Origin of the sequence: Streptomyces sp. NPDC057474 (genome assembly GCF_042802555.1) — a bacterium.
Classification (GTDB): Bacteria; Actinomycetota; Actinomycetes; order Streptomycetales; family Streptomycetaceae; genus Streptomyces.
Window position 1 is genome coordinate 1 of record NZ_JBHVDX010000137.1, and the last position, 12,739, is coordinate 12,739.

The window sequence follows — 12,739 nt, forward strand, 5'->3', positions numbered from 1 at the left end:
GCGGGGAACTGCGCGACAAGCCCCCACCCACCACCGAACCCCTCCCATCTCCACCCTCCACGGAAAGAGGCCCCACACCCCATGGAACTGTTCGACACCGCCACCGTGCTCACCCGCGTCCTCACCTCCGGCGTGGTGATGAGCATCGAGAAGAGTGACCGGGAGTTGCCCGGTCTGGAACGACTGCTGACGAAGAAGACGAGGCGGAGCAAAGCCGTCCTGCTCAACAGCCGTACCGGGGCGATACACGCCGCGTTGGCCGGTCAGGGGATCGGCCACGGGGACAGCGTGGCCCTGGCGGAGCCGGACGCGGAGACCGCCGCGTTCCTGGCCTGGCTGGGCGTGAACGTCACGACGTACGACGGGCCGGCCGCGTACGACCACATCGCGCTGGACCCGGCCAACGCCGACCGGCTCGGCGAGCTGGCCGCGGGGGCCACCGCGCCGGCGCTGGTCGTGGACCTGTCGGGCCTCGGCTTCGGCCCGGCCGCCGCCGTGCTCACCGACGACCCGCGCCTGTGGGCCCGCGCCGAGCGGCTGAAGATCTTCGGCGCCTACGACCTGCGGACGATGTGGACACAGGAGGAGGCGGACGCCGACCTCGTGCCCGGCGTCCAGTTCAACTACCGGCTCAGCCCGCTGGTCGCCGCCTGTGTGCGGATGGCCCTGACGCAGGCGGCACAGACCCAGGTGGCACAGACCCAGGCGGCACAGCACCGGCCCGCCGCGACCTCCGGAGCGACCCAGTCATGATCACCGACTTCCCGACCTCGCCGCTGCCGCTGCCCAATCCGGCGGACCTCGACGACGAACTCGCCGCCCTGGGGGGCGGTGAGATCATCCCCAAGGCCATGCGCCGCACGCTCTTCCCCGTCATCACCAAGGAAGACGTGTTCAACCTGATGCTCGCCCAGCGCCAGGCACCCGAGAAGGTCGTCGCCGACTTCGCCGAGGCCTACCGGGCGTACGTGGGCGCCGGGTTCGCGCTGCCCACGGCCAGCGGTACGTCCAGTCTGCACATGGCGCTCGTGGGCGCCGGGGTGCGGCCGGGCGACGAGGTCATCGTGCCGGCGTTCACGTTCATCGCCACCGCACAGGCGGTCGTCGCGGCGCACGCCATTCCCGTGTTCGTCGACGTCGACCCGGTCACCTACTGCATGGACCCGGCCGCCGCGGCCGCCGCGGTCACCGAGCGGACCCGGGCGCTCATGCCCGTGCACGTCCATGGTCTGCCCGCCGACGTGCCCGCCCTGCGCGCCCTCGCCGACCGGCACGGCATCGCCCTCGTCGAGGACGCCTCCCACGCCCACTCCGCGAAGATCGGCGACCGGGTCGCCGGATCCCTCGGCGACGCGGCCGGGCAGAGCCTGATGGCCGACAAGAACTTCCCGCTCGGCGGGGAGGGCGGCGTCGCGTTCTTCGCCCAGGAGGAGTCGTACGAGCGGGCCGTCTCCTACCTCGCCCGGCACGGCATCGACTACGGCATGTCCTGGGTCGCCGCCGCCTTCGGCAGCAGCCAGCTCAAGCGGCTGCCGTACTACGACGAGATCCGCGCCCGTAACGCCGCGCTGCTCGGGGAGGCCCTCCACGAGACCGGGCTGTTCACGCCGCCGCACGTGCCGGACGGGCACGTCCACGCGTACAACATGTACCGGATCACCCTGCACCCCGAGGCCGTCGGGCTCGACGACCTGCCCGTGTACGCCGTCAAGGAGGCCGTGCACGAGCTGCTGGTCGCCGAGGGTGTGCCCGCGCGTGAGTGGCAGAACACGCCCATCCCGTGCCATCTGCCCTTCCAGCACCGGGACGGGTTCGGCAACGGCTATCCGTTCAGCCTCAACCCGGGCGCCGTGCGCGACCACCGGCCGGAGGACTTCCCCGTCACCCTCGGCATGCTCGACTCCACCCTCGTCCTCTGCCGCGAGCTGCGCTCCCCGGTCGAGTACGAGCGGATCCTGCGTTACGCCGACGCCTTCCGCAAGGTCGCTCGCCGCCCCGACGCCGTTCGCAAGCTCGTCGAGGACCGCGACTACGTGCGGCCGTACGAGAAGGCGGCCCGCCTTGGCTGACATCGGTCTTTCGAACCTTTCCGACGACAAGATCCGCGTCGCCGTCGTCGGTGCCAGCGGGTACACCGGGGGCGAAATCATCCGGCTGCTCCTCGAGCATCCGCACGTCGAACTCGCCTTCCTGTCCGCCGAGCGGGCCGCCGGTGCCGCCATCGGCACCGTGCACCCGTGGCTGCGCAACCATCCGAAGGCGGGCGGGCTGAAGTTCCGGCCGCTGGCCGAGCTGGCGGAGATCGACCCCGTCGACGTCGCCTTCGGCTGTCTGCCCACCGGCGCGCTGCCCGAGCGGCTGCCGCTGATCGCCGCGCACGCCAAGCGGGTGCTGAACCTGGGCGGCGACTTCCGGCTGCGGGCCGAGGACGAGGTGCGCGCGCACTACCCGAAGACCGCCGAGCATCCGCCGCTGGAGGACTTCGCGTACTACGTACCGGAGTTGAGCACCGAGGTGCCGGACGGGCGGTTCGTGAACCTGCCGGGCTGTATGGCCGTCACGACGATCTACGCGCTCTACCCGCTCTTCGCCGGGGCCGAGCCGCTGGCCACCGACCGGGTCGTCGTCGACGCCAAGACCGGCTCCACCGGCGGCGGGCGGGGCGGCAACGAGCCGCCGGCCGAGCGCAGCGGGAACTTCCGGGTGCACAAGCTGTACGGGCACCGGCACGCGCCCGAGGTCCGGCAGGCCATCGCCGACTTCACCGGCGCGGCCGTGGACCTCCGGTTCTCCACCCACAGCCTGGACGTGGCCCGGGGCATCCTGGTCACCGCGTACGCCGAACTCCGCGACGGCGTCACCTCGTTGGACGTCAAACGGGCCTACGCCAAGGCGTACGTCGGCAAGCCGTTCGTACGGGTCCGCCCGGCACCGAAGGCTCCGCAGGACTTCCCGATGCTCAAGGCGGTCGTCGGCTCGAACGTCGCCGAGGTCGCCATCGCGGTCCAGGGCGGCCAGGTCGTCGCCGTCGCCGCCCTCGACAACCTCATCAAGGGCGCGGCGGGACAGGCCGTTCAGGCGATGAACCTGATCAGCGGCTTCGATGAGGCGGCAGGCCTGCCGACCACGGCGGTGTCGCCATGACGACGCAGCTGGAACGCCCTGCCACGGCCGTGACTCCGGCCCCGGCTCCGACCTCGCGGACCACGTCCGCCCAGGTCGCGCCCACCTCCAGGAAGCGCGGGTTCCGGTCCGCCCGCCCTCTCTACGTCGTCAAGGCCGGCAGCGCCACCCTCGACCGCGGCACCATCCACAAGGAACTCGCGGACCTGGTGGCCCGTGGCGCCCGGGTGCTGGTCGTCGCGGGCGGGGCCACCGGGATCGAGCGGCACTACGCGGCGATCGGGCGGCCGATGCCCCAACTGCGCCTGGCCAACGGCGACTCGGTGCGGTACTGCCCGCCGGAGGAGATGGCACACCTGGTCGACGCGTACGAGCGGGTGACCCTGCCCGCCGTGGAGCGGGAGCTGCGGGCGCTCGGTCTGAGCGTGTTCACCTCCGTCGCGGCGCGTGGCGGGCTCGTGAGCGGCAAGGCCAACCGTCCGCTGAAGGCGGTGTCCGGCGAGGGGCGCACCCTGGTCGTGCGTGATCACCGGGCCGGGGTGCCGACGGAGGTCGACGTCGACGGGCTGACCGCGCTGCTGGAGGCGTACGACGTCGTCTGTCTCTCACCGCCGGTCGCCGACCCGGCCGGCGGGGCACCACTGAACGTGGACGCCGACGTGCTCGCCGCCGTGCTGACCGGCGCGCTCGGCGCCGACCACCTCCGGCTGGTCACCGGCACCGCCGGGCTGCTCACCGACCCGGCCGTCCCCGACTCGACGCTGTACGACGCCTATCCGGGCGAGGGCGCGCAGTACGCGGGCGGCAGGATGCGGCAGAAGGTGCGGGCCGCCGAGATAGCCATGAAGGACAGCGGCGCGGACATCGCCATCACCGGCCCGCACACCATGAGCGAGCCCGCCGGCTGGACCCGGTTCTGGCGTACGAAGGAGCCGGCGGCCGATCTCGGGCTGCTCACCCGGGTCGCGTGCGTGCCGTCGGTGTCGCGGGACGAGGCCGAACTCGCCGCGTATCTGGCCGAGTGGTGCCGGGAGCGCGGCATGGACGCCCATGTGGACGAGGCGGGCAACCTCGTCGCCACGCGCGGCGCCGGGCCCCGGCGGCTCCTGCTCCTCGGCCACCTCGACACGGTCCCGCACCACTGGCCGGCCGAGTGGCGCGACGGCGAGCTGTGGGCGCGGGGGAGCGTCGACGCCAAGGGCAGCCTGGCGAACTTCCTGGAGGTGCTCGCCCACGCGGACATCCCCGAGGACGGCCGGCTCTGTGTGGTCGGCGCGGTCGAGGAGGAGATCTCGTCCTCCAAGGGCGCCTTCCACGTCCGCGACCGGTACCCGGCCGACGCCGTCGTCATCGGCGAGCCCAGCGGCTCGGGGACCCTGACCCTCGGCTACTTCGGGCTGTTCAAGCTCCGGGTGACCGCGTCCGTGCCCAGCGGCCACTCCGCCGGGATGGACGCCGTGTCCGCGCCGGACCACCTGATCGACGTCCTCGGCCGTATCCGGGCGGCGGTGCTCGCCGAGGCGCCGGACGCGCTCAGCGCGGTCATCGACGTGCGGGTGGAGAACGGGCGCAAGCGCGACACCGCCACCGGGATCCTCAACTTCCGGGTGCCGCCCAAGGCGGACGTGGCGGCGCTCAAGGCCGCCGCGCTGGGCCATGTCCGCGACGACGTGCGCGTCGAGGTGCTGCGGGCCACGCCCGGACACGCCGGAGGCCGGTCCAGCGCCCTGGTCAAGGTCTTCACCCGGGCCTTCGCGCAGGCCGGGATCAGGCCCCGCTTCGTGGTGAAGAAGGGCACGTCCGACATGAACACGCTGGCCACCACCTGGCACGACGTCCCGATGGTGGCGTACGGCCCAGGCGACTCCGCGCTCGACCACACCGACGAGGAACGCATCGACCCCATGGAGTACCGCACCGCCCGCTCACTGCTCGCCGACGCGGTCAACCGGTGGTTCGCCCTGCCCGAGGGGAGCCGGCGATGACCACGGCCGTACTCGAAGAACCCCGGACCGGGGACGACCTGGTGGCCACCCTCACCGAACGAGCCGTCCGGGCCCGCCGGTTGGTGGTCGACATGGCGGCGAGCCCGCGCGGCTGCCACCTCGGCGGCAGCCTCTCCGTCCTCGACATCCTGATCGCCGCGCTGCACCGCGCCTCCGCCGGCGACGGCACCGAGGTCGTGCTCAGCAAGGGCCACGCCGCCGCCGGGCTCTACGCGGCCCTGCACGTCAGCGGTGTACTGCCGGAGAACCCGGCCCCGCTGTACGGCCTCGCCGGCCACCCCTACACCGGCCATCCCGGACCCAAGGTGCCCGGCGTCCGCTTCCCCACCGGCAGCCTCGGCCACGGCGTCCCGTACGCCGCCGGGTGGGCGCTCTCGCAGCGACTGCGGGGGCGGCACGGGCTCGGCATCGCGGTCGCCGGGGACGGCGAGCTGCAGGAGGGCCTGGTCTGGGAGACCTGCCAGGTCGCCGCCGCGCAGCAACTGGGCAACTTCGTCCTCGTCGTCGACCGCAACGGCGGCCAGAACGACGGCATGGTCGCCGACATCTCCCCGCTGCCCCGGCTCGCGGAGCGGTTCACCGCGTTCGGGTTCGACGTGACGGAGGTCGACGGCCACGACCTGCGCGCCCTCACCGGCCTGCTGGCGGACGACCGCTCGACCGCCCGCCGCCCCCTCGCCGTCATCGCCGACACCGTCAAGGGCAAGGGCGTACGAGCCGTCGAGGGCAAGGCCGGCAGCCACTACGTGACCATCGACGAGGCGCGCGCCGCCAAGTGGAAGCGAGCGATCCGATGACCGTCGCCGACGAGCGCCGGGTGCCCCCCGCGCCCCGCACGGAGGAGCGACCGGTGACCTCCGCGGCGCCCGCGCCCCCCACCGACCAGCGACCGGTGACCCTCTCCGGTCGCGACGCCTACCGGGACGAGCTGACCCGGCTCGCCGCCTCCGACGACACGATCGTCTGCCTGGAGGCGGATCTGGGCGGCAAGGGACACCCCTTCCAGGCCGCCCACCCGGGGCGTTTCCTCAACCTCGGGATCGCCGAGGGCGCCATGGTCGACATGGCGGCGGGGCTGGCGGCCGGCGGCCACAAGCCGTTCGTCAGCACCTTCGCCCCGTTCGCCGCCCTGCGCGCCGCCGAGAGCCTGAAGCTGACCCTCGGCTACCTGGCCGCCGGCGTCACGGTCGTCGCGCCGTACGCCGGTGTCTCCGGCGCCTGGTTCGGGACCACCCACCACTGCCTGGAGGATCTGGCGATCCTGCGCAGCGTGCCGGGCGTGACCATCGCGGCGCCGTACGGCGACGCCGAGATGCGCGCGGTCGTGCGGGAGGCGGTCCGCTCCGGGCGTCCGCACTACATCCGTACGGGGCGCAACGCCAAGTACGAGTCCCTCGATCTGCCCGACTCCGGTGCTGAACCGCCCGTCGTCAACTGGGAGTTCGGAGCGTCGGCCGCTGACGCCGTCTGCCTCGTCTCCGTCGGCGAGGAAGGCACCCGGCTCGCCCTCGCCGCCCGGCGGGCCGTGCCCGGCAGCGCCCACGCGCACCTGGTCTATCTGGACCACGAGCACCTGACCGAGGCGGCCGCCGAACTCGCCCGCCACCACTCCCGGTTCGTGGTGGTCGAGGAGCACCGGGGCCAGGGCGGGATCGCGGAGGCGCTCGCTCTGCTGCTCCCCGCCTGCCGGGTCACGTCGGTGAGCGTCGACCGGAGCTGGCCCTCGCAGGGCGGCGACCACGAGGAGGTCATGGCCGCGCTGGGCCTGGACCTGCCCGCCGTACTCACGGCGATCGAGAAGGCCGGGGCGTCGGCGCCCTCCGGAACCCACACCGACTGAGCTTCGCGGCAATCGAATTCACCCACTCACGACTCAAGGAGTCCCCGTGCACATCCTCATGATCGAATGCAACCCCAACGGCATGGCCGGCATCGCGGGCGTGCTCGACCTCGGCCACGACGTCACCCTCGTCTCGGTCGACCCCGACTTCTACCTCGCCGTCTCCCCGCTCACCGAGGCCGCCTACGCGCACCCCAACTGCCATGTCATCAAGAGCGAGAAGGCCTTCTCCATCGAGGAGTTGACGGCCCTGGCCCGCGAGGTCCACGCCGAGCGCCCGGTCGACGGGGTGACCACGTACAGCGAGTACCACACCGTCCACACCGCCGCCGTCGCCGAGGCGCTGGGCCTGCCCGGCATGAGCGTCGACGGCGCCCGCAACGCCCGCCACAAGCACCTCACCCGCCTCACACTGGACGGCCGGGGCATCCGCCAGCCGCGCTTCGCGCACGTCTCCGACCCGACGAAGGTCGAGGCGGCCGTCCGCGAGATCGGCTTCCCGTGCGTGGTGAAGCCGTCCGACGGCACCGCCAGCCTGCACGTGCTGCACCTCAAGGACGAGGACGACCTGAACACCTACCTCGCCGAGCTGGCGGAGGTCGTCGACTACGGGCGCGGCGTCGTCCGCATCCCGGACATCCTGATCGAGGAGTTCGTCACCGGTGAGCTGATCTCGGTGGAGTCCTGCGTGCTCGGCGAGGGCGAGATCGTCAACCTCGGGCTGACCGACCGTCCGCTCAGCGGCTTCCCGCACTTCATCGAGATGGGCGCCACGTACTTCACCGGACACCCGCTCCAGGACGAGCTGTTCGCGATGACCACGAAGGTCCTGAACGAGCTGGGCGTCGACTTCGGCTTCATCCACACCGAGTTCCTGCTCGGCCCGGACGGCCCGGTGCTGTGCGAGGTCAACGGCCGGCTCATCGGCGGCATCGTGCCGAGCCTGATGCAGATCAGCTCCGGCGTCGACGCCTACCTGGAGGTCATCCGCCAGGCCCTCGGCGAGCGCCCCGCACTGCCCTTCCCCGGCGAGACCATCGCGGGCGGCCACTGGTTCGGCTCCCCGGTCGCCGGCACGGTCGAGTCCATCGGCTTCGACGGCCTGAAGGACCTGCCCGGCTTCCACAGCGCCCTCGCGTACAAGAAGCCCGGCGTCGAGGTCAGCCGCCTCTCCAAGAGCAACTTCGACTGGATCGGCCACATCATCTTCACCGGCGCCGACCGCGACGAGGTCAACAAGCGCAACGAGGAGGCCCTGGACGCCATCGACCTGCGCCTGAAGGTCGAGGTGGCCCGATGAACCCCGCCCCGCAGAGCGGCGGGCAGCTGTGGGGGGTGGCCGTCCCGGCCCTCGACCCCGAGGCGGTCTTCGACGTCACGACCGGGGACGGGGTCTTCACGGCCTTCGAGAAGACCGGCCCCCGGCAGGGCGGCGAGCACGAGCTCTGGCCCGGCTACACCGAGACCCACGCCCATGTCTCCCTCCCCGCCAACTGGGACGACACGGTCGAGGACCCCCGGATCGTGGCCCTCCAGTACCTCTACCACGGGGTCACCCACGTCGTGGACATGTTCGGTTTCCCGCTGGTCGCCGACGCCTGGGCGGCCGGCCGGGAGGCCACCCCGTGGCCGTACCCGGAGATCACGCACTGCGGCTACGCGGTGACGGCGACGACCGACGCGGCGGGCCGCACCGGCCACGGCGTCGAGTTCCCGGCCCCGGTGTACATGCTGGCCGTCGAGTCCGACCTCGACCACGCCCTGCGCGCCAACGCCGAACGCGGCGGCACCTTCCTGAAGGTGATGTTCACCGACGGCACGGAACAGCCGGGCAGCCCGGTCCGCTTCTCCCGGCTGTCGGAGCGGGTACTGCGCTTCACCGCCCGGATGGCCGCCGAGCGCGGCGTCACGGCGGTCATCGACTGCAACACCCTCCAGGAGACCCGCTGGGCGTACGAGTGCGGCTTCCGTCTCTTCGCCCACACCGTGCGCGACCGCACCCTCGACGCGGTCGACTGGAAGGAGTTCGAGGGGGCGCGGTTCGTGTCGACCCTCGCCGGGCTCCGGCCGATGATCATGACGGGGGACGAGTTCCTCGCCGAGTACGGCCGCGAGGGCTTCGCCGAGACCCAGGACGTCCGCAACCTCGACTTCGTCAAGGGCATCGAGAAGCCCTACGGCATCGAGTACGGCGTCCAGGAGACCCGCACGGCCGCCCTCGCCGACATGCGCCGCAACGCCCTGGCCGCGCTGGGCCGCGGCGACCTGCTGGTCGGCACCGACTCCGGCAACACCGGTGCGTACCACGGCTATTCGCTGCTCAGCGAGCTGGACCTGCTGCGCGGCGGCGACGCCTCGCTGGACGGGATGCTGCGCCACCAGGCCACGGTCGGCGGCCGCCGCTACTTCGACGAGCTGAGCGGCGACCCGACGGGAGCGCACCCGCTGAGCGTCGGCGCCCCCGCCACGTACAACCTCCTGCGCGCCTCCACCCCCGAGCGCCCGCTGTCGGCGCTGCCCGTCAGGACGGCCGTCCGGGGCACGGAGATCGACCGCCCGGCGCTCGCCCGCGCCATCGCGGCCCTGCGCACCACCGACGCTGTGACCGACCCGAAGGGAATGGCCGCGTGACCATCGAACGCAGGCGGGCGCTGATCGGCGTGAACGCCGGTATCTTCCTCGCCCACATCGGGAACTTCATCTGGTTCCCCGTCCTCGTCGCCTCCCTCGGCGGCACCGACAGCGGCTTCTGGGCCGGTGTCGTGATGTGCATGACGTACGTCGGCCGCCTCGCCGCCACCTTCTTCTACGAGGGTGTCGCCGCCCGGATCGGCATCCGGGGCGCGGTGTTCGCGGGTACCGCGACGGAGGCGGTCGCGCTGGGCCTGATGGGCTTCGGCAGCGGTGTCGCCGTGTACAGCGTGCTGGCCCTGTTCATCGGCCTCGGCTCGGGCACGGCCTTCCCCGGCCTGAAGAACATCCTCGTCTCGTACCCCGACGACGAGCGCCCGAAGGCCTTCTCGACCTTCCAGATGTCCGCCCAGGTGGGCCTCTTCGGCGGCGCGCTGGCCGGCGGCCTCCTCGCGGACGTGGACCTCCGCACCCTCTTCTCCGTCGTCTTCGCGATCTTCATCGGCTTCTGCCTGGCGGCGTCGGCGTTCATCCCGAGGGACGGCTTCGGAAAGACGGCGGACAGGACGGGGGACAGGACGGGGGACAGGACGGGGGACCGGGTCCCGCTGTTCAGCACGGCGGTCTTCAAGGGCATCGAGGTCCGCGGCGCCACCCGCTACTTCCTCCTCTCCGCCGTCTTCTGGTTCCTCTCCATCGGCTTCATGGTCGGCATCCCGCTGCACATGGAGGAGTTCGCGTCGGGGTGGGCGCCCTCGGCCCCCTTCTGGATCACGGGCCTGACGGTGCTGGTGCTTCAGTACCCGCTGTTCAAGTTCCTGATCAAGCACCTGCGCCCCGGCGCGGTGATGGCGCTCGGCCTCGCCGGCATGACGGTCGCCTTCACCGCCTTCGGCGCGGGCCGCTCCGCCCCCTGGGTGGTCGTCGGCTGCCTCACCGTGGTCCTCGGCGAGATCCTCTTCGTCCCGTCCTTCGACATCTGGGTCGCCCGGAAGGTCCCCGCCGACCGCCTCGCCAAGGCCATGGGCGCCATGCACTTCTTCCGCAGCGCCGGCAACATGATCGGCTCCCTCCTCGCCGGCATCCTCTTCGACCTGTCCCTCTCCTGGGACGCGCCCGGGGGGAACTGGTACGTCGCCGCGGTGATCGCTGCGGGGTGTGCGTTCGTCTGCCTGTTCAGCAAGGACGAGGGTGCGGGGGAGGAGACCGCGGACACGGCGGCCGAGGGAGAGCGGGCGGAGGCCCCGGCGTAGGCGTACGCCGCCCGAGAACTTCTGACATCCCGCCAGTTCGCATGGCATGCACTCCATCCGCGTCGGACTCGGGAAGCCCGCCTCTCCGGCGCGCGACCGTCTGGACGGGCCCCGGACGGCGCTAGCCAACGCTCGGCCCGTCGCTGTGCAAGGCGGATAAGGTCGTGGACCAGGAACTTCACGAGGCGGGCTGACACCTTGGGGGCACAGAGCATGCCTACGCCTGAGCAGATATGGGCGGACGCCGATCTCCCCACCCGTCGGCTCGCCGGGCTGGCTCTCAACCCGTCCGTGCCGGAGAGCGTCCTCCTGCGGCTGCTCGCTGACGCTCCGCTTGCCGTGCGGATGGTGCTGTGCCGGGACCGGATCCTGCCCGACGCCGTCGTCGACGCGGTGATCGAGCACCCCGACACCTACACCCGCAGCTTCTTCGCCCGTAACCCCCATGTCGATCCGGCCCAGCGAGTTCGACTGCTGGACGATCCCGAGTGGTTCGTCCGCGGCCACCTCGCCGCGGGACCGCGGGTGGCCGCCCCCGCCCGGCCCAGGCCCCTGCCCGACGAGGTCATCGTCCACATGATCAGCACGTATGACGACGAACTGCTGGACGGTTTCTTTTACCAGCAGATCTCCACCGGGCTGCGCCTTTCCATGCCCACACATCCGATCGCGAAGGTCCGCCGTTGGGGGGTCGGCACGTGGGCATCACTGTCCGCAGACATGCGGGCCGCACTGCTCACAGACCCCGACGACGGGGTTCGGGAGACGGCGCAGCGGCATGCGCGCCATCAGGATCCGGCGTGGGTGGAGAGCGCGCTCCCCGACCGACCGTGCCACGCCCGCACCGGCATGCTGCTCCACGACGCCCTGACCAGAGCCGTAGTGGACGGCGTCCTCGCCAGGCCCGTCGGCAAGGAGGACAAGGCGATGATCGCCGTAAACCCCACCCTCCCTCCCGACACAGTGGTCCTCCTGGCCGCCGACCCGGTTCCGGAGATACGGGGCCTGATCGCGCAGCGCGCAGACCTCGGACCCGCCGAGCGCCGCGTACTCGTCGCCGATCCGGACCCGGACGTGCGCACGAAGGTCGCGTACCGCGCGGACCTGGGACCGGCCGAGCGCCGCGCGCTCGCGACGGACCCCCACCCCGACGTCCGGCTGGCCGTGTCCCTCCACCCCGCACTGAGCGAGGAGGAACGGGCCCAGATCGACTACCAGGTCCCCATGGACCATCCCTTCGTCTTCCACCCTGCGCCCGAGGTGCCCCGGGATCCCAAGACCGTCCGCCGAAACGCACTCTCCAACCACCCACTGCTGCGCCGGCAGGCAGCCAGGGACCACCTGCTGCCACCGGACCTCGTCGCACGCCTGGCCGCCGACGACGACCTCGGCGTGCGCGTCCTGCTGGCCCAGAACCATCCAGACGCCCCCGCGCCACTTCTGCTGCGCAGCTTCCTCGAGTACACCGGCCCCGAGCGCAGCCACCTCACCACCCGGCCGAACTTCCCGACCGACGGACTGGCCGCCTTCGCCGACCACGAGGACCCTGAGGTCCGGGCCTTGGCCGCACGCGACCCCGAAACCGAGCCGGCAGCCGTGGAGCGGCTCACCCAGGACCCGGACACCGCCGTGAGGGCTGCGGCGACGCGCCACCCGAATCTTCCGCAGTCCCGGCTGGCAGTACTCCTCGACGACGAGGAGCTGGCCCACGCCGCGGCTGCGAACCCGGCGCTGAACTTGGACACGATCCGCCGGCTATCTGCGTGACCTCAGTAGCGGAAGCGGGGACCGGGCGGTGCCGCCCCCGAGGCAAGGTCTCCAGGGTCCGACGGCTGACTGCGCCCTTTCGTACGCTGACCCTGACCCAGCCCCCTTCTCCGCCACCG

The 12,739-nt window shown here is 72.0% G+C and carries 10 protein-coding genes; all 10 read left to right on the forward strand.

The features are described from left to right. The first annotated feature begins 81 nt into the window (after positions 1 to 81). On the forward strand, positions 82 to 753 hold the full coding sequence (locus ACFU53_RS30650) for a degT/DnrJ/EryC1/StrS aminotransferase (RefSeq protein WP_383999430.1): 672 nt from the start codon (positions 82 to 84) through the stop codon (positions 751 to 753). Continuing rightward, complete coding sequence (locus ACFU53_RS30655; protein WP_383999433.1) at positions 750 to 2,069, forward strand: DegT/DnrJ/EryC1/StrS family aminotransferase; 1,320 nt, start codon at positions 750 to 752, stop codon at positions 2,067 to 2,069. The genes ACFU53_RS30650 and ACFU53_RS30655 overlap by 4 nt, the downstream gene beginning before the upstream one ends. Then, positions 2,062 to 3,144 carry an N-acetyl-gamma-glutamyl-phosphate reductase gene (gene argC / locus ACFU53_RS30660; RefSeq protein ID WP_383999435.1) on the forward strand — a complete coding sequence of 361 codons (1,083 nt, stop codon included), beginning with the start codon at positions 2,062 to 2,064 and terminating at the stop codon, positions 3,142 to 3,144. Before ACFU53_RS30655 ends, argC begins: the two co-directional genes overlap by 8 nt. Then, positions 3,141 to 5,108 carry a M20/M25/M40 family metallo-hydrolase gene (locus tag ACFU53_RS30665; RefSeq protein ID WP_383999438.1) on the forward strand — a complete coding sequence of 656 codons (1,968 nt, stop codon included), beginning with the start codon at positions 3,141 to 3,143 and terminating at the stop codon, positions 5,106 to 5,108. Before argC ends, ACFU53_RS30665 begins: the two co-directional genes overlap by 4 nt. After that, positions 5,105 to 5,926 (forward strand): thiamine pyrophosphate-dependent enzyme, encoded by an 822-nt coding sequence (locus ACFU53_RS30670; protein ID WP_383999441.1) that lies wholly within the window; start codon positions 5,105 to 5,107, stop codon positions 5,924 to 5,926. Before ACFU53_RS30665 ends, ACFU53_RS30670 begins: the two co-directional genes overlap by 4 nt. Continuing rightward, the gene (locus ACFU53_RS30675) at positions 5,923 to 6,969 is read left to right on the forward strand and encodes a transketolase (protein WP_383999444.1); all 1,047 of its coding nucleotides are present in this window, start codon (positions 5,923 to 5,925) and stop codon (positions 6,967 to 6,969) included. Before ACFU53_RS30670 ends, ACFU53_RS30675 begins: the two co-directional genes overlap by 4 nt. A 46-nt stretch (positions 6,970 to 7,015) precedes the next feature. Beyond that, positions 7,016 to 8,269, forward strand: a complete 1,254-nt coding sequence (locus ACFU53_RS30680; protein ID WP_383999447.1) for an ATP-grasp domain-containing protein — start codon at positions 7,016 to 7,018, stop codon at positions 8,267 to 8,269. Further along, a complete protein-coding gene (locus ACFU53_RS30685; protein WP_383999450.1) occupies positions 8,266 to 9,600 on the forward strand; it encodes a hydrolase in 1,335 nt (444 codons plus the stop codon). Before ACFU53_RS30680 ends, ACFU53_RS30685 begins: the two co-directional genes overlap by 4 nt. Continuing rightward, positions 9,597 to 10,853: an MFS transporter gene (locus tag ACFU53_RS30690; RefSeq protein ID WP_383999453.1), complete on the forward strand. Its 1,257-nt coding sequence runs from the start codon at positions 9,597 to 9,599 to the stop codon at positions 10,851 to 10,853. The genes ACFU53_RS30685 and ACFU53_RS30690 overlap by 4 nt, the downstream gene beginning before the upstream one ends. 213 nt (positions 10,854 to 11,066) lie before the next feature. After that, the gene (locus ACFU53_RS30695; protein ID WP_383999456.1) at positions 11,067 to 12,620 is read left to right on the forward strand and encodes a hypothetical protein; all 1,554 of its coding nucleotides are present in this window, start codon (positions 11,067 to 11,069) and stop codon (positions 12,618 to 12,620) included. Positions 12,621 to 12,739 lie beyond the last annotated feature (119 nt).

Excerpts from the sequence above, each read along its gene's own strand:
- ACFU53_RS30695 (WP_383999456.1), top strand. The coding sequence starts at position 11,067 with ATGCCTACGCCTGAGCAGATATGGGCGGACGCCGATCTCCCCACCCGT.
- ACFU53_RS30655 (WP_383999433.1), top strand. The coding sequence starts at position 750 with ATGATCACCGACTTCCCGACCTCGCCGCTGCCGCTGCCCAATCCGGCG.
- ACFU53_RS30670 (WP_383999441.1), top strand. The coding sequence starts at position 5,105 with ATGACCACGGCCGTACTCGAAGAACCCCGGACCGGGGACGACCTGGTG.
- ACFU53_RS30685 (WP_383999450.1), top strand. The coding sequence starts at position 8,266 with ATGAACCCCGCCCCGCAGAGCGGCGGGCAGCTGTGGGGGGTGGCCGTC.
- ACFU53_RS30665 (WP_383999438.1), top strand. The coding sequence starts at position 3,141 with ATGACGACGCAGCTGGAACGCCCTGCCACGGCCGTGACTCCGGCCCCG.
- ACFU53_RS30675 (WP_383999444.1), top strand. The coding sequence starts at position 5,923 with ATGACCGTCGCCGACGAGCGCCGGGTGCCCCCCGCGCCCCGCACGGAG.
- ACFU53_RS30650 (WP_383999430.1), top strand. The coding sequence starts at position 82 with ATGGAACTGTTCGACACCGCCACCGTGCTCACCCGCGTCCTCACCTCC.